Origin of the sequence: Vibrio sp. D417a (assembly GCF_030248595.1) — a bacterium.
Classification (GTDB): domain Bacteria; phylum Pseudomonadota; class Gammaproteobacteria; order Enterobacterales; family Vibrionaceae; genus Vibrio; species Vibrio alginolyticus.
In genome coordinates, this window is the sequence record NZ_JAHGAM010000044.1 from 1 (window position 1) to 19488 (window position 19488).

At 45.5% G+C, this 19488-nt stretch carries 5 protein-coding genes; 3 read left to right on the forward strand and 2 right to left on the reverse strand.

Translation table 11 applies throughout. The features are described from left to right. Window positions 1-148 precede the first annotated feature (148 nt). A complete protein-coding gene (locus KI742_RS22660) occupies window positions 149-1342 on the forward strand; it encodes a class I SAM-dependent methyltransferase (protein WP_170890646.1) in 1194 nt (397 codons plus the stop codon). A gap of 70 nt (window positions 1343-1412) precedes the next feature. On the opposite strand, the gene KI742_RS22665 is transcribed toward KI742_RS22660, so the two are convergent. Further along, window positions 1413-8333 (reverse strand): Calx-beta domain-containing protein, encoded by a 6921-nt coding sequence (locus KI742_RS22665; RefSeq protein ID WP_285386297.1) that lies wholly within the window; start codon window positions 8331-8333, stop codon window positions 1413-1415. Window positions 8334-8734: 401 nt separating this feature from the next. Here KI742_RS22665 and KI742_RS22670 point away from each other — a divergent pair, with 401 nt between their 5' ends. After that, window positions 8735-10051: a TolC family outer membrane protein gene (locus tag KI742_RS22670; RefSeq protein ID WP_195723090.1), complete on the forward strand. Its 1317-nt coding sequence runs from the start codon at window positions 8735-8737 to the stop codon at window positions 10049-10051. A gap of 2 nt (window positions 10052-10053) precedes the next feature. After that, window positions 10054-10668 carry an OmpA family protein gene (locus tag KI742_RS22675; protein WP_262659232.1) on the forward strand — a complete coding sequence of 205 codons (615 nt, stop codon included), beginning with the start codon at window positions 10054-10056 and terminating at the stop codon, window positions 10666-10668. Between the two features lie 88 nt (window positions 10669-10756). Here the strand turns inward: KI742_RS22675 and KI742_RS22680 are convergent, their stop codons facing one another. Then, window positions 10757-19477, reverse strand: a complete 8721-nt coding sequence (locus tag KI742_RS22680; protein WP_285445312.1) for a tandem-95 repeat protein — start codon at window positions 19475-19477, stop codon at window positions 10757-10759. Window positions 19478-19488: the final 11 nt, after the last annotated feature.

A 19488-nucleotide genomic window follows, 5' to 3' on the forward strand; every position in this document is an offset into this window, starting at 1 on the left:
GTTTAGGGCTGAAAATAAAAGGGTCACTTTAGTGACCTTTTTTGTATTTAAAAGTCACTACAATGTACTGGATTACCGAGGGATATTGCTTTTACCATTCACATCCCGGACAATACGCCCCTTTCAAAATTCAACAAGAGCTAATGAAATGACAGCTGCTATCTATTTGGTTAAAGGTCGTGAGAAATCGGTCAAGCGCAAGCACCCTTGGATCTTCTCTCGAGGCATCAACAAAGTTGAGGGCGAACCTGCTCTTGGCGAAACGGTTGATGTATTCACTCACGACGGTAAATGGCTAGCTAAGGCGGCATATTCGCCAGCTTCACAAATTCGTGCTCGTATTTGGAGTTTTGATAAAGAAGAAATCGACACCGCGTTTTTCGTTAAACGACTTAAAGACGCACAACTTCTTCGTGAAGACATTATCGAACGTGATGGCCTTACGGGTTATCGCCTTATCGCAGCAGAGTCTGACGGCTTACCAGGCGTTACGATCGACCGTTACCAAAATTTCTTTGTGTGCCAACTTCTCAGTGCTGGCGCAGAACACAATAAGCAGGCTGTTGTTGACGCTCTGGTTGAGTGCTTCCCTGATTGTAATGTGTATGAGCGCTCTGACGTGGCCGTTCGTAAAAAAGAAGGTTTAAAAGAGATCACGGGCGTCTTGCACGGCGAAGAGCCACCTAAATCGGTCGTCATCGAAGAAAATGGCGTAAAGATTAGTGTAGATATCGTTGGCGGACACAAAACAGGTTTCTACCTAGATCAACGAGATAGTCGCCAGCAAGCGATGAAATATATGAAAGGCAAAGAAGTTCTTAACTGCTTCTCTTACACTGGTGGCTTCGGACTTTACGCTCTAAAAGGTGATGCAAAGCGTGTGATTAACGCTGACGTATCACAACCTGCTTTAGATACCGCAAAATTCAACGCAGAGCTAAACGATTTTGATATTTCGAAGAAGCGTGCCGTGTTCCTAAATGCAGACGTGTTTAAGCTGCTTCGTGAGTATCGTGATCAAGGAACTCAGTTCGATGTGGTTATTATGGACCCACCGAAGTTCGCAGAGAGCAAAGCACAACTAAACGGCGCATGTCGTGGTTACAAAGACATCAACATGCTAGCAATGCAAATTCTAAAACCGGGCGGCACGCTACTGACCTACTCTTGCTCTGGCTTGATGGATCAAGTTCTGTTCCAGAAAATCATCGCTGATGCAGCCGTAGACGCTAACCGCCAAGTAAAGTTTGTGGAGCGTTTTGAACAAGCCGCTGACCACCCAACCGATACCGCATATCCAGAAGGTTTCTACTTAAAAGGTTTTGCATGTAAAGTGCTTTAATTATTGCCTGAACTTACTGCATTACTAAATGAAAAACGGAGCTTTCGCTCCGTTTTTCATTTTGAATCATTTACTCTCGTAATTGTTCAAGATTAGAAATCAAACTATTGGCAATATCAGAAGCAGAAGCTCCGTCAAAATTAACCTCCAACTGTTGTCCATCTTTATTTATGGTCAGAGTTGAGTTACCTCCACTTTCAGTCACCGCCACCGTGATATCATCCACGCTTCCGTGATAATCGCCAGAGCCGAGATCATCAAGTAATGTGGAAATATCAGTACCACTCATATCATCAAATACATCGGTAAAATCGAGCTGATCCCCGTCACTGAAATCCGTCACGGTGTCAGTTGCGGATTGCATCTCTGTCCACTTGAAGATGTCATCACCTCCGCCACCAGTCAAAATATCATTACCTAGACCACCAATTAGAATATCATTACCATCGGTGCCTACAAGAACATCATCTTGGTCTGTTCCCATGATGATATTAGGCTCTTGCTGTAACGAAGCAGTCTGTGTACCGAAAGCGGTCACTGTTTCAAAAGAGACATTGTTAAAATCAATATCAACGGTTGCAGTGGTATCGCTTTCTAAACCATCTGAGTCAATCGCTTTGTAATCAAACGAGTCGTTTACATTATTAAAACTTGTAATCTGAGTACCAACTAGAGTAAAGCTGGCTTTATCACTTGAACTGTCTGTTTCAGGGAACAAGCGAATCTCATCAAAACTACCATTACTTAGCGATACGTCAGCGTAACCTTCTTGATTACCAGTAAATATGATGTCACTGGTGTGTATGGTTTGTATATCAACAAGAGTATCGCCCATATAAAAGTATGCTTGAATCCAAGCGCCGCCACTGTTAAACCTATCATTCAAGCTTGCTAGGTTTAACCTTGCTTCTTTAGCTTCAAGCCCTTCATCTAATTCAATGGCAATGAACTCACTCGTACTAATTTCATCCCCTTGGCCAGTTTCGCCCGGTGACACTACAACTAAACCTACCTGCTGAGCGGCAAAGTCAACCTTGATTTGAGCATTATTGATAAAGTCACCATTACCATCAATGGTTCCTCCAAAGAAACTTAAACCGTTAACATCGACTGAATCGGCAATGAAGTCTTTAGAAAATTCATCGAGTAAATCTTGGGAATCAAAGCTTTGCTCATCAAAGAAATCTTCCGTTAGTGCATATCTGACTTCCGTAGTTTCTGGAATCACATCACCAATGTCCAATATGACTTCATTGTTCTGATCATCCAAGTAATAGAGATAGCCATAGTCTGGAAGCGTCGTGACACAGATACTCGTTTCTTTATCATCTTGAAGATCAAAGTCATCTTCAAAGTCTTGCGCATGTGGTGCAAAGTCAATTAAAGCGTCTCCTCCCACACTAAGGTCAACCGAAATGCCAAAGTCTTCTACTGTCGGAGGTGTATTGTCATCATCAATAATCGTACCAAGGCCTGACGCTGCAGGTGATTGCCCTTGAATCGAACCAGTTAAAACAAAGTTTTCTGAAGATTCATAAATCTGGTCTTCAACAGTGTTTACCGTAACACTAAAGTTAGTATCACTCGCAGGTACGGAGACATCAAACGTTCCATCAGGGTTTACCGCAATAACTTCCGTCGTGTTATCAGCATAAGTAATGGTCACACTCGTAGCGTTAAAATCTTCTCCAGCGACAGCGGTTCCGTCTAAGAGAGACATACTAACCATAATCGCAACCGCACTTGCATTACTCAGTGTAACGTTAAATTTCGCATCGTTACCTTCCACCACTTGAATATCCGTAATTTCAGTGACAGTTGGTATGTCTGCATCATCGTTAATCGTTACGGTACCGACCGCAGCAGTTGTTTGCACAGCAGTGGCACCGGATAATGTAAAGTTCTCATCACCCTCATAAATATCATCGTTTAACGTCACCATAGTAACGCTAAATGTTGTGTCTAAAGCTGGTACAATGACATCAAACGTACCATCTGGGTTCACTGAAATAACGTCGGTACTACTATCAGCGTAGGTAACGGTTACTGTCGTATTTGTATAATCCGAACCTCCTTCAGCTGTCCCATTTGCTAATGTCATATTAACAACGGTGTTTGTGGTACTTGCATTGCTTAAAGTGACTTCAAGCGTTGCCAGCTCACCTTCACTAACTATGGCATCCGTAATCGCTGCTACAGTCGGTCGGTCATCATCAGGATCTGGTCCTGGGCCACTACCATCATCAACAATAGTACCGGTACCAATCACAGAGCCAACTTGGTTATCAGTGTTACCTGATAACGTAAAGGTTTCAGGTCCTTCGAATAAGTCATCATCTGTTGTACTTACAGAAACACTATAAGTCGTATCATTTGCGGGCACATCGACAATAAAGCTGCCATCTGGATTTACCGTAACGACTTCTATGCCGCCACTCTCATAAGTAATTGTTACTGAAGTATCGGTGTAATCCACACCGCCTTCTGCTGATCCGTCAGTCAGCATCATATTGACAGTGGTGTTGGTGGTGCTTTCATTACTCAACGTTACATCTAGTGTTGCAATATCACCTTCGTTTACCGTTGTAGAGGTAATCGCTGCAACTGTTGGGCGATCGTCATCTGGATCAGGTCCTGGCCCCGAACCATCATCAAGAAGAGTCCCTGTACCCATTGCAGATGTAATTTGAGTGGCAGTTTTACCCGAGAGTGTTAAAGTCTCTGCGCCTTCGAATAGGTCATCATCAATAGTATTCACTGTGACGCTGAATGAGACGTCGTTCGCGGGAACTGAAACATCAAATGTTCCGTTTGCGTTGACAGTAATGACATCTGTTGAGTTATCCGCATAGGTAACTGTAACCGATGTATTGATGTAGTCTATGCCCCCCTCTGCGCTACCATCAGCGAGCACCATATTGACCAAACTTTCACTATCACTAGGGTTACTTAAAGTAACATCAAAAATGATAGGTTCACCTTCATTAACCACTTCACTAGAAATAGAGGCAACGCTGACTGTATCGTTATCAAGAATCGTTACCGTGCCTGTAACCGGAGTTGTTTGTATCTCGGTCTGTCCAATTAATGTAAAATTTTCATCGCTTTCGAACAGCTCATCGTCGGTGGTACTTATCACAACGTCAAAGGTCATATCACCAGCTGGTACGGACACATTAAATGTACCATCAGGGTTCACAGGGATAACGTCTGATGAACTATCTGCATAGGTAACAGTAACAGACGATTTGGTGTAATCTACCCCTCCCTCTGCTGTGCCATCATTAAGTGTCAGATTAACGAGAGTATCCGTAGTGCTTAGGTTACTCAAAGTGACAACCAACGTAGCAGACTCACCTTCGTTTACGGTTGTATCACTAATTGCCGCAACAACCGGACGGTCATCGTCCGGATCTGGACCCGGACCACTGCCGTCGTCCACTATCGTCGCCGTCCCCGTATCACTGCCTTGTACCGCCCCAATGCCAGTTACCGTCACACTGAAATCTTCAGGGCCTTCATAAACGGTGTCATCAATGGAAGCGATACGCACATCAAACTCAGTTTGCCCGGCTGGCACCGTTACCACGCCATCGTTTGGCACTGTGACCCAACCGCTTCCCGTGTTGTATTCTAGGGTGCCCAAATCTCCAACTTCGGTATCGCCAAGATTAAGACCCAACTCCACTTGCGTTTCCGCTTCAGAGGCGTTCGATAAGGTGACTTTGAAGTTCGCAGTCTCACCCTCATTAATGGTGCCAGCATCGGTAATAGTCACGCTTGGGCGGTCATCATCGGGATCAGGTCCTGGACCACTGCCGTCATCCACTATCGTTGCCGTTCCCGTATCGCTGCCTTGCACTGCGCCAATGCCAGTCACCGTCACACTGAAATCTTCAGGGCCTTCATAAACAGCGTCGTCAACAGAAGCAATGCGCACATCAAATTCGGTTTGCCCGACTGGCACCGTCACCACGCCATCGTTTGGCACTGCAACCCAACCACTTCCCGTGTTGTATTCTAAGGTGCCTAAGTCACCGACTTCGGTATCGCCGAGATTAAGACCCAACTCTACTTGCGTTTCCGCTTCAGACGCGTTCGATAAGGTGACTTTGAAGTTCGCCGTATCCCCCTCATTGATGGTGCCAGCGTTTGAAATAGTCACGCTTGGACGATCATCATCCGGATCAGGGCCCGGACCCGTGCCGTCATCCACTATCGTCGCCGTACCCGTATCACTGCCTTGTACTGCACCAATGCCGGTTACTGTCACACTGAAATCTTCAGGGCCTTCATAAACGGCATCATCAATAGAAGCAATGCGCACATCAAATTCGGTTTGCTCGGCTGGCACGGTCACCACGCCATCATTTGGTACTGCAACCCAACCACTTCCCGTGTTGTATTCTAAGGTACCTAAGTCACCGGCTTCAGTGTCACCCAAGTTGAGACCTAGCTCGACTTGAACAGTGGACTCGGAGGCATTCGACAGCGTCACTTTGAAGTTCGCCGTATCACCCTCATTAATCGTGCCAGCGTCAGTGATGGTCACATTCGGGCGGTCATCATCCGGATCGGGACCAGGGCCACTGCCGTCGTCCACTATCGTTGCTGTACCCGTATCGCTGCCTTGTACCGCCCCAATGCCAGTCACCGTCACACTGAAGTCTTCAGGGCCTTCATAAACGGCGTCATCAATGGAAGCGATACGCACATCAAACTCGGTTTGCCCAGCTGGCACCGTTACTACGCCATCGTTTGGCACTGCAACCCAACCGGAGCCTGTGTTGTATTCTAAGGTGCCTAAGTCTCCAACTTCGGTGTCACCTAAGTTCAGGCCTAGCTCGACTTGAACTGTAGACTCGGAGGCGTTCGATAGCGTCACTTTGAAGTTCGCGGTCTCACCCTCATTGATGGTGCCAGCATCGGTAATAGTCACATTCGGGCGGTCATCATCCGGATCAGGGCCTGGACCACTGCCGTCATCCACTATCGTTGCCGTACCCGTATCGCTGCCTTGTACTGCCCCAATGCCAGTTACCGTGACACTGAAACCTTCTGGGCCTTCGTACACCGCGTCATCAATGGAAGCAATACGCACATCAAATTCAGTTTGCCCAGCTGGCACCGTTACCACGCCATCGTTTGGCACTGCAACCCAACCGGAGCCTGTGTTGTATTCCAAGGTGCCTAAGTCACCGGCTTCGGTATCGACGAGATTAAGACCCAACTCCACTTGCGTTTCCGCTTCAGAGGCGTTCGATAAGGTGACTTTGAAGTTCGCCGTATCACCCTCATTAATGGTGCCAGCATCGGTAATAGTCACGCTTGGACGATCATCATCCGGATCAGGTTCTGGACCACTACCGTCGTCCACTATCGTTGCCATACCTGTATCGCTGCCTTGCACCGCGCCAATACCAGTTACTGTCACACTGAAATCTTCAGGGCCTTCATAAACGGCATCATCAATAGAAGCAATGCGCACATCAAACTCGGTTTGCCCTGCTCGCACCGTCACCACACCATCATTTGGTACTGCAACCCAACCGCTTCCCGTGTTGTATTCTAAGGTGCCCAAGTCACCGGCTTCGGTGTCACCTAAGTTGAGGCCAAGCTCGAGTTGAACTGTAGACTCGGAGGCGTTCGACAACGTCACTTTGAAATTCGCTGTCTCACCCTCATTGATGGTGCCAGCATCGGTAATAGTCACATTCGGGCGGTCATCATCCGGATCGGGGCCTGGACCACTGCCGTCATCCACTATCGTTGCCGTACCGGTATCGCTGCCTTGCACTGCCCCAATGCCAGTCACCGTCACGCTGAAATCTTCTGGGCCTTCGTACACCGCGTCATCAATGGAAGCGATACGCACATCAAACTCGGTTTGCCCTGCAGGCACCGTCACCACGCCATCGTTTGGCACTGCAACCCAACCACTTCCCGTGTTGTATTCTAAGAGACCTAAGTCACCGGCTTCGGTGTCACCTAAGTTGAGAGTCAGTTCAACCTCAACATCTATAGCTGATGGATTAGATAACGACACTTTAAAGCTAGCCGTTTCACCCTCATTAACTATCCCTGCATCGCTCATCGTTACCGTTGGGCGATCATCATCAGGACTTAAACCTGGCCCACTACCATCATCAACAATGGTTGCCACCCCGGTTGCAGGTGTATTTTGTTCTTCTGTTGTGCCAGAAAGCGTAAACGTTTCTGGGCCTTCGAATATAGAGTCATCTATAGAGTCGAGAGAAACCGTAAACCCGCTTTCATCTAATGGGACCGAGACTGTAAAAGTACCGTTATCATCAACCAAGATTTCTTCCGTTGTACCATCAGAAAATGTTATGAGAACACGCTCATTAACGTAGTCACTTCCGCTCTCGTCAGTTGAACCGCCAGTTGCGGTACCATCAAGTAGCGACAAAGTGACATCAGTATTGTCCTCTGTTGCTTGGTTTAAAGTAATATCGAATACAACCTGATCACCTTCGTTGATAGTCGGACTGGATATTTCCTGAACAATTATCGTTGCAGTAATGGGGGTTGCTGTTGGTTCTGGTGGTTGTATTTGGAGAATATCGAGTAGCGTCTCTACCTGAGTACTTGAAAATCCTGTTCCGTCAGTTCCCACTGTCTCAAAATTGGTACTGGCGAGTAATTCAGCACCTGTGCGATCTATAGCTCCCGTATTCTGTGGGCTAGACCCGTTTCCTTCACCTGCAGCAGGTTCAAACTCTTCACCCAGCTCAGTCGGGTCTTCCCCACTCGCAATTGCTTCAATTAACGCAGTGATATCATCAGTTACATTTATTGAACTTCCTTGTGGTGTCACCTGCTCGATAACAAGTTCAGAAGTATCTGATACTTCATCGATTATTAACTCTCCTGGTTGAGGTAGTTGACCCTGACCTAAAGTCCTAATCTCACCGTCCAACCCGATAACGACAATGTTGCCCGCCAATGAGCTAAAAGTTACACGTTCCATATCTACCTCGCCCCACTTCAAACCAAGTCAAAAGTTTGTCACCCCTACATTTACGTCTATAGTTTAGTCAAAATCATCATATTTTCGTTGTATGTGTAGCTTGTAGGACGTTTGATAACTCTAGGGGCAGAGTTACAAAAAAGCGCAGAGTGACACAGGCCGTGAAACGCTATGATATTAAGAATTCAAGCTTTTCTCCGAGCTAAACTTGCTATGTTGCTAAGCAACATTCGACATATGTGCTAAGGTTTTAAAAGGCGAAATCTTGGATTTTTGAAACAAAAGCTTTGTTTTAACAGTAGGTTGATAAATCCCTTACTCAAGCACTGTTATTTATGATGTTTCGTCTCAGTAATGAGATGAAATAGCAAAAAGCAACACGAATTTTTAGGAGAAATACCGTGAAATGGAACCGACTAAATATTGCTTGCTGCTGTAGTTTAATGGTGTCTATACCCGTTTTCGGTCAAACTTTAGAGCAAGCCGTGGCATTGACGTTAAAAAACAACCCTGACATTAAGAGTGCATTTAATGAATTTACGAGCCGAAAATACGTAAATGAAGCATCTTCGGGTGCTTACTTGCCCTCTATTGATCTAGATGCGGGTATTGGGTATGAAGGATTAGACCCTTCTGACGAGGTGGGACGTGGAGATACAGATTACACTCGAAAAGAAGCATCGGTGACACTAACCCAACTTATCTGGGACGGCAGTGCGACTCTTAATGATATAGACCGAACTGCAGCGGATGCTGAATCAGTAAGATTTCAACTTTTGGCCGACGCATCGGATAAAGCACTTGAAGTCACCAAAGTGTATCTAGACGCTGTAAAAGCTTACGAAATACTCAAGCTGTCTGAAAACAACCTGGCTGTTCACAAAGATATCTACGATGACATTAAAAAACGAGTCAACTCGGGTATCGGCTCTACCGCTGACTTAACGCAAGTAGAAGCACGTTTGGCAAAAGCACACGGCAACTTAGCCGCTGCTCAAAATAACCTGTATGACTCTCACACGATGTTCACTCGTTTAGTCGGTCAAACACCGCAAGGGCTAATCTTTCCGAGAGCGGACCAAAACTTTATTCCGTACACAATTGATGAAGCGGTAGGCTTGGCATTTGAACTGCACCCCGTTATTCAAGTCGCACTCGCAGACGTAGACTCGGCTAAGTTTCAATACAAACAGTCTAAAGGTGTTAACTACCCAACCATTTCCATTGAAGCTTCGCAAACATGGCGTGACGACGCTGATGGTTTAAAAGGTCGCAGTGATGAGACACTTGCCATGCTGCGCCTACGCTACAACCTATTCAATGGCGGCAGTGATGCAGCGAACTCAGAAAACTTCGCCTACCAGCTAAATAAAGCAAAAGACTTGCGTGAAGGTGCCTATCGCAATGTTGAAGAAGGGTTAAGACTTTCTTGGAGTGCGCTTGATTTAACATTACAACAAAAAGAGTTTCTATCAGATCATGTAGACTCTGCGTCTGAGACCGTAATTGCTTACGAGAAGCAATATCGCATCGGTAAACGAACACTGCTTGATCTATTGAACACTGAAAACGAGCTCTTTGAGGCGCGTAAAGACTACTTAGATTCTAAATACGCAGAGCAGTACGCCAAATATCGAGTGATGAACGCAACAGGTCAACTGTTGAGTGCATTAAGGGTCGAAATGCCTAAAGAATGGCTAGAAGAAGTGGAGTATTAATTATGAAACACATAACTCTTATTGCACTCTCATTGATGATTTCGGCATGCAGTTCATCCGATAAAGGCGATGAGTATGATTACATCGATACGCCAATTGCCGATCAGTGGGCTGATCATATAGATGATGACTCAGACGGTGTTATTAACGAGCGCGATTTGTGTCCGGGTACCCCTTTAGGTGCCGAGATAGATAACGATGGTTGCGGCTCGTATGTAGACTCCTCACAAGAAATGCAAATTCGAGTCCTATTTGCGAACGATTCCGATGTTATAAACCCTATCTTTACGCAACAAATTCGTGAGCTGTCCGATTTCTTGAAAGAGTACCCAAATACGTCTATCGAGATTCAGGGCTATGCTAGTCGCACTGGTACTGCAGAACACAATCTCGACTTATCCAAGCGCCGGGCTGAGAACGTTAGAAAAGAACTCATGATGAATGGTATTAATGGAGATAGAGTTACCATTGTGGGCTATGGAGACACAGTGCTTGCAACACAAGGCACTGACCAAGTGAGTCACGCGCTAAACCGTCGAGTAACCGCAACAGTGATTGGTCACAAGGGTGAAGTTAAGAAAGAGTGGACCGTTTTCACTACACTTCCAAAAAGCTAACACAACCATAAACAGAACGTAAAAATAAAAGGTCTAGCAAATTGCTAGACCTTTTTTGATTTTCAATTTTACCTAAATGGTAACGCCACTACATATCTTTGTATTGCGCCTCTAAACTTGCAATCAAGCTTTGAGTCACATCATCAACGCTTGCACCGTCAAAATGGATGTCTAATGTCGAGCTACCTTTTGTAATACTCAGGTTTGTCTCAGAGCTGCCATCTGGTGCTACTTCTACGTGATACTCTCCGACATCACCAGTATGATCACCTGATTGAAGATCATTAAGAAGCTCTCCAATTTCATCTTTAGATAAGTCATCAAAGAGATCAGAGAAGTCTAGAGTGTCTTCATCTTTATTGAAGTCAGTGACGGTATCAACATCGTTAGTGACTTCACTCCACTTAAAGATGTCGGCCCCTTCAGACCCTGTTAAAGTATCACTACCTAAACCACCAATCAGAATATCATCCCCTTCACCGCCAACGAGTATGTCGTTGCCACCATGACCAAATAGTAAATCATCACCAGCGCCGCCATATAAATTATCCGATTTATCTCCTTGGTGAGTTTGGTTGAATTCTTCCAAGTTATTTCTAACGTACTCATGTATATCTTCGCCGTCAACGGTAGACACATCCAGACCCGTTTGCTGCGCCACATGTGATTGAATCGCACTTAAGCCTTGTTCATTACCACCAAACTCAATTAAGTCACCTAACAAGATATCGTTACCTTCACCTCCTTGAATAGTGTCTGAACCTTGTTTGAGAGGTACATCTTGACCCAATATCGTTTCAGCAAGCTTAGTAACATCAATATCTGACTCTACCACACCATCAGTGTCATACTGCTTGAGTGTATGTTCATCAACGCCACTCCCAAGACCTATCGCTTCTATAGAGGACAATGCCGCTAGTACTTGATACATGTGTTGAGCTTGTGTCGAGCTATTCCCTTCATCGTAATAACGGATAGAGCCATAATATCTGTCGATATCACCAAGGATTCTTCCTGTTAGCGGTGAATAAACCTTACCGTAACTATCTATAACGACATCACCTTTGTAGGTAACTGTTTGTCCGTATGAGTAATTGTTTTTACTCGCAATATCTTGCAGGGTAACAAGCTTGCCAGAATTATCGACGTCCAAAATCACTTTCGAGAATTCACTCGGTGCTACACCATAGAGGTATGTTGCTCTATTTGGTTGACCATCCGTAACAAAGTACGTGATATTTTGGCCATTAGGGTTAGGTTGACTGCTGAACCATTCAACGGCCGACTGTAAGCCCGCCTCATAGTTTGTGCCGCCAGAACCCTCATCATCAATTACACGATTCAACTCTTCTACAAACTCTTTTCTTGCTGTAAGAGAACTCAAGTCAACAGAAATCACCGCTGATGCACTTGAAGCAAATTCACTAAGGTGAATATTCACTGTCCCTGGCTTCTCTCCTTGATTTACCGCACTTAACAGCTCATCAAACACGTCTAGCACTTCTTGCTTCGCAGTTCCTACCCAGTTACCCATGCTCCCTGAAGTATCCAGAACAAATGCGATGTTGTAGTCCTGACCTGCAATGATCTCCAATCCTTGAACATCACCAACAATAATATCGTGATCGTCACTACCCGTTATCTGATCATTCCCATGAGATCCCGACTCCAACACATAGTCACGAGCTGTAAGCTCAACGGATTCAGTTGTTGAAGCTGCGTCATTATTTGATCCTTCAACAGACGTAGCAGTAACGCTTAGCGGGAACTCTAAGCTGCCTTCATAATCGAATGGCACTCTGATATCCAGGGAAAGCTTACCATCTGTACCAAGAGTGACAGGGTAATCTCCATTTGAATCTTGCTTAATTGCGAGCCCATCAACATACACGTCAACACCGTCTGGTAGATCTTGTACAAGAGCAGTCTGCGCTAAATCCTCACTTCCATCGACATCAACTAGGTCAACATCCACATCGACCGAAATCCAGCGATCTTGAAGCACTTCATAAGTGCCATCAGGTTTCAAATCAACAATTTTGTCTGCAAAAACAACGCGTTCAATTTCATATAAATGATCACCTCGGTCATCACTACCTGTATGATCGTTTACCGAATCGATAGAACGACTATCTAATAAAATCCAATATGGAACTTTACCGCCATGATCGTCTTTGAAGGTCATTTTGTAGTCATCAAAGTTCCCTGTTAAGTAGACTGTATCTTTACCATCATGCAGAGTAAGACTGGTCGCGTCATCACCATAAAACGTATCATTGTTACCACCGCCAACAAATACGTCATCGCCACCGCCACCATAGAATACATCGTTGAAATCTGTCCCAACAAACAAGCTGTCGGTGTCACTTAAGTCAGTATTGACTCCCAACACAACACCAGCGTGTGTATTAATTTTAGGTACTGCATTATCCAACCCAAGGTTGGCTGCGACAGCCTCATTTTCGATATTGGTATTATTTATTGCCGATGTAGCTAAGTGGTGGTTTGGATCAATAGCATCTCGTTTAACTAAGTCGCCAACATTGATCGTGATCGTAGGTGCATCTGCGATAGCAACAACATTGATATCAAGTGTATTTGTTACGCCAGTATTTGTGGTATAGCTAATTAATGGAACATCACCTGACCAGTGCTCGGTAGGTTCAAATACGTAACTACCATCTTGGTTTACTATTAAAGTGCCACTGGTCAAAGATACGTTTTCACCTACCGCATAGTCAGTGCCATTAATAGTAATGTGATCAACCATCAGGGTGTTGTCGTCATCAAAGTCATTACGCAATACGTTACCCTGTAGCGAATTATCTTCGTTGGTCTTCCCAATATCACTTTCCGTTTCCGTCGGTAAGTTCTCATGTACTACAACATTGATCGCCAAGTTAGATTCTGCTGAATCACCATTCGCGCGTTCTGTACTCGTTGCCGTCAAATTGATTGTGAAGTCATCATGGGAGCCCGCAGGTGGAGTCACAGTAAGTGCATCTAATGCCCAACTTGTCACGTCCAGTTCTTCATCAATAGTTGCGACAGTAATAGAACTATTTCCATCTGAAAGGATCGCACCTACAGGTAAGCCAGTTAGCGTGACTTTAAGTGATTCAGAGCCATCTGTATCATTTAAGCTTGCTTTAATTTCAGAGAGCGGTATCGCTGTATCTTGTAACCCTTCGTTCAGCTGGTATGTTTCGTAAAACGCAACACCATTAACTTCTTGTAGTTCAGACGTTCTGATATCAGTTACTTCTAGTGCACTTTCATCACTAACTACGTAAAGACTGCTGTTACTCAGATTGACAGGTGCTTGTCCATTAATGGATACATCCACATTAAAGTTACCCGGACCACTTTGGTTATGGTGATAAATTTCAATTGGATAAAAGCCAGATACCGAAGGGGTAAAGCTAGCACCCTTAATATCACCACTGTCACTACCCCAACGAGCTTGATCAAGTAACGTACCACCCAACTTGATTGCAAGGCTATCATCGGCTTGACCGACAAAGTCGTAACTCGAGCCAGCTTCGAGATAAACAAGAGATGTGACTAGAACGGCCTCATTTGCCAAGGTTGCATGAGTCCATAAATCTTCAACATTTGCCCAACTCAATCGAGTACCATCGGCTTCATTAAGAGCGTTGATCGCTGAGATTAGAGTCTCTCCATTGACCCCCATACCATCACTAGAGCCAACTTGAACATTACTCCATGTCGTAAAGTTAAACTCTTGTTGAGGCAATGAGTTTAATGGCGTCACTGCAATTAAGTTCGGTTTATCAGCTACAGGGTTCACGTCTATTGTCAGTGTCGACTCTTGACCAGAGCTCTGCCCATCTGTCGGTTTAAAACCAATTTGAGCGTAACTAGATTCCTGATCTCCGACTTGATTTCCGCCGAAGCTGTCACTGCCTGATTCATTTAATTCAGGTACAAAACGAACACCGTTTTCCTCAAAAAGCGATTTATCGAGGACTTGATCGATTTGTACAGACTGCCAATCGCCTTGCGAATCTCTGTACTCTAATGCTCCATCGCTAGGAAGCGTTGTAATTTGGACGGAGAGATCTGATACGTCAGAGTCCACATCGCTAATACCGAATGATGACCAATCAAGCATCACTTGAGTATCTTCATTCATCTCAACCACTGAAGGCGAAGATTCAGGAGCATCATTCACATTTACCAGAGAAACATTGACCTCGGCAGTATCAATCCCGCCAGTTCCATCGATAACCTCAACCTGAAGCGTATAATCGCCCAAGTCAACATCATCGATTGTCTTGTTCAATGAAATCTCTCCGCTTGTCGGGTCGATATCAAAAATACCATTAGTGCTCGAGCCATCTGCAAAGCGGTATACAAGCACGTCATTATCGTGATCTTCAGCAACGACCGTACCAATAACGGCCCCATTCACCGTGTTTTCGTTAACTGACCCGAAGTCGTAAACATCATCATTTGGTTTGTCACCAGCACTATCGCCGCCAGAAATAAACTCTGGAGCGTGCTGAGCATCTATAATAGAGACTGTTGCTTCATTCGAGTCACTTGCAAGCGTCGAATCTGTACCAACCGTATCAATTAGAGTCACGGTTAGGTTTTCAAGATCTTCGTAAATACCATCATCGAGAGTTTTTATATCAATCGGCGCCGACGTTTTACCCGCTGGAATCGTGACTGTGTACGTACTTGGAGCAATATAATCTTTGTCATCAACATTCCCTCCGATTGTGAATGTTACCAGTACATCTTCATCTGCTTTTTGGTCAATGTTGACGATAAATTTTGCATCACTACCTTCATCAACTGAGGATTGATCTGAGCTAATAGTCACTTTCGGTGCACTTTGGGCATCAACGATCACAACACTTGCGCTGTTATTTGAAGCAATGCTCGCATCAGCGCCATCCACCTCTTTAATGGTTACTGTGAAAGATTCTGCGCCCTCATAAATACCATCGGTGACCGTCAGTAAGTCAAGAGCAGCTGAAGATTGACCCGCAGGAACTTCAACACTCAGAACGCCAACAAAATCTTTTCCATCTTGGGCCACGCCACTATATTCGACATGAACCGTAACACTCTCATCTGCAACTTTATCAAGTGTCAGCGTAAAGCCTGCCGTTTCACCTTCATTTACGCTGTTTTGAACGGCACTAATACTAACTAAAGGTGCAGGATCAGAATCCACAATATTTGCGTTACCAGTTGCAATACCATTACTGGTGACACTACCGATTTCCGTAACCGTCAGACCAAAGCTCTCATCACCTTCATGGACATTATCTAGTTTGGTCGGGACTGCGACTTTAATTTCAGCGACACCTGGAGGTATATTAACGTCTCCATTAGGCGCTATATCTAATGTTTGAGTTTGACCATGAGTATCCACATAGGTCACTACCATAGTGCCTAGATCAACATCTTCCGCAGTATAGCTATCATTTGTTGTTGACTTCAGATTGACGACAACGGCCTCTTGAACAGGGTTAGAGAGTAAAACGGTAAATATTGCGTCAGTTCCTTCAATTACATCGCCAGCATCTATTACGCTAAGTTCTGTACTATCATTATCAAGAACTGTTGCCGTCCCCGTTTCACCTCCGAGCTCAAGAACGATCGTTTCGCTGCTTTCCACAACCAAGTCATCAATAGTCGGAATCGATATTTCGAAGCTACTTATACCTGCTGGGACAATCAAGTAACCACCTAAGAAAACAACACCATTTGTGTAGGTTGCATTCGATAGATTTACGTCATTCTTATCAACTGAAGAACCTTGAGCAAGCATATCAACTTGGTACTTAACAGCAGTGCTGGTGACTTCATCTAAAACAACCGAGAACGTGATATTGTCACCCTCGGTCACACTATCACCGATCACAGACAGACTTGGCCCGTTTTCCGCAATATTACCATCTAACATTTCGTTAACGATATTGACTGTAGATGGATCGCTAACGCCATTTTCAGAGTCGACTGCCACATATCCAAAGCTATCTCCGGCAGGAATACCTTCTACATAACGTAACTCCCAGTTCCCTTCATTTTTCGTAGAAAAATCTAACTGAGTAATGATCGAACCTTCAGGAAGAGCTAGTTCTTGCCCAAAACCAACGCTTGTTTCTTGGAATAGCATGAAGTTGCCTTCAGGCTTCAAGAACTCGAACGTTTGAGTCTGTTCGATATTATTTGAATCTAAATACGTAACCGTAATAAGCGCAGCGTTGTCATCACCGTAATCAAACAATCCACCTAATCCATCTAAGCCAAGGTTTACGCTGCCCACAGGGTTATTAGACAAATCGATCGTAATTGTCTCGCCTTTCTCAATACCCTGCCCATCATTGTCAGCAATACCGTTTCCGATATGTGACACTTGGCGGTTGTATTGAGCAAGTTCACCACTATCAGAAGATATAGTGATGGAAGAACCATTAACTAAATGCTCAGTACGGGAGTGCGATGGACCTCCGTCCTCACTTAGCCCCCAATTATTGAAATCTGTTGTAGACTCGGAACTATTTGGTGTATCTGGGCGATCCTTGATACCTAATAAGAAACCCACATTATCAGCTTCATAGTAAAGGCTATCTTTTTCATAAAGAGTGTCACTGACTTCTTTTATTTCATGCAGTTCACCGTTGTTATCTCTGAAGAACAATGTTCCTGAGGTCGGTAGTTCAGTAATCCGCACATGCAAATCGTTGCCATTTAAGTCATCTTCAATATCCGCTATATGATCCTGAGAGTCGCCATCACCTAAAGGTTTCGTATCAGTATCAAATACAACTTGCGTCAAAGGCTTGTCAGTAACATGCGTAAAGTCCTCACTGTCAGGCCTGTCATTCACTGGCGTCACATCGACGTTCACCGTGGTGGACTCCGATACCCCACCGGAAGTGACGATGTAGGTAAAGCTGTCTGTACCGTGGTAGTTGTCGTTTGGCGTGTAAGTGACGCTGCCATCCGGGTTGACCGAGACCGTGCCGTTCGCTGGACCGTGATTGGTATCCAGCGACACCACTTTGTCGTCGCCTTCGAACGTGTCGTTACCTAAGACCTTGATGATGGTTGGCGTATCTTCCACAACCGTCGCTTTGTCTGCCACGATGTCCGCCACAGGCGCTACCGTGAAGTTCACCGTTTGGCTAACGCTCTCGCCGCTTGGATCGGTAGCCGTAAAGGTCAATGCTTCTGAGCCGTTCCAGTCCGCGGTTGGAGTGAACGTAGCAATGCCATTGACGATCGCCACTTGAATGTTGCTATTACCAGAAACGCTGAAGCTCAGCTCGCCATCAACATTATCCACATCGCTGAAAGCGGTATTTAGATCGATGCTGTATGGCGTGAAATCTTCCGCCAAGGTTTGGTCTGCAATGTTGCTCTCAACCACAGGCGTGTCGTTCACCGCATTCACGGTGACGTTGACCGTGGCTTGGTCAGTCAGCGAACCATCGGTGACGGTATAAGTGATTTCGACATCACCATTGAAGTTCTCGGCCGGTGTGAACACCAGTTTGCCGTCAACAATCTCAACTGTACCTTGTGTTTCAGGTACGGAAGCTGATTGGATAGACAGCGTATCGCCATCAATATCGGTGTCGTTTGGCAGAACATCAATTGTCACTGGCGTGTCTTCGTCAGTAACAGCTGTATCATCTTTTGCCACTGGCGCGTCATTGACTGGTGTGACATCGACGTTCACCGTGGTGGACTCCGATACCCCACCCGAGGTAACGATGTAGGTGAAGCTGTCTGTACCGTGGAAGTTGTCGTTTGGCGTGTAAGTGACGCTGCCGTCCGGGTTGACCGAGACCGTGCCGTTGGCTGGACCGTGATTGGTATCCAACGACACCACTTTGTCGTCGCCTTCGAACGTGTCGTTACCTAAGACCTTGATGATGGTTGGCGTATCTTCCACAACCGTCGCTTTATCTGCCACGATGTCCGCCACAGGCGCAACTGTGAAGTTCACCGTTTGGCTAACGCTTTCACCGCTTGGATCGGTAGCAGTAAAGGTCAATGCTTCTGAGCCGTTCCAGTCTGCGGTTGGAGTGAACGTAGCAATGCCATTGACGATCGCCACTTGAATGTTGCTGTTGCCAGAAACGCTGAAGCTCAGCTCGCCATCAACATTATCCACATCGCTGAAAGCAGTATTTAGATCGATGCTGTATGGGGTGAAATCTTCCGCCAAGGTTTGGTCTGCGATGTTGCTTTCAACCACAGGCGTGTCGTTCACCGCATTCACGGTGACGTTGACCGTCGCTTGGTCAGTCACTGCACCATCGGTGATGGTGTAAGTGATTTCAGCATCACCATGGAAGTTCTCGGCCGGTGTGAACACCAGTTTGCCATCAACAATTTCGACTGTCCCTTGCTCACTCGGCACAGACGCTGATTGGATAGACAGCGTATCGCCATCAATGTCAGTATCGTTTGGCAGAACATCAATTGTCACTGGCGTGTCTTCGTCAGTAACAGCGGTATCATCTTTTGCCACTGGCGCGTCATTCACTGGTGTGACATCGACGTTCACCGTGGTGGATTCACTGACGCCCCCAGACGTAACGATGTAGGTAAAGCTGTCTGTACCGTGGTAGTTGTCGTTTGGCGTGTAAGTGACGCTGCCATCTGGGTTGACCGAGACCGTGCCGTTAGCTGGACCGTTGTTGGTATCCAGCGACACCACTTTGTCGTCGCCTTCAAACGTGTCGTTACCTAAGACCTTGATGATGGTCGGCGTGTCTTCCACAACCGTCGCTTTATCTGCCACGATGTCCGCCACAGGGGCTACCG

Excerpts from the sequence above, each read along its gene's own strand:
- KI742_RS22660 (WP_170890646.1), top strand. The coding sequence starts at position 149 with ATGACAGCTGCTATCTATTTGGTTAAAGGTCGTGAGAAATCGGTCAAG.
- KI742_RS22665 (WP_285386297.1), bottom strand. The coding sequence starts at position 8,333 with ATGGAACGTGTAACTTTTAGCTCATTGGCGGGCAACATTGTCGTTATC.
- KI742_RS22675 (WP_262659232.1), top strand. The coding sequence starts at position 10,054 with ATGAAACACATAACTCTTATTGCACTCTCATTGATGATTTCGGCATGC.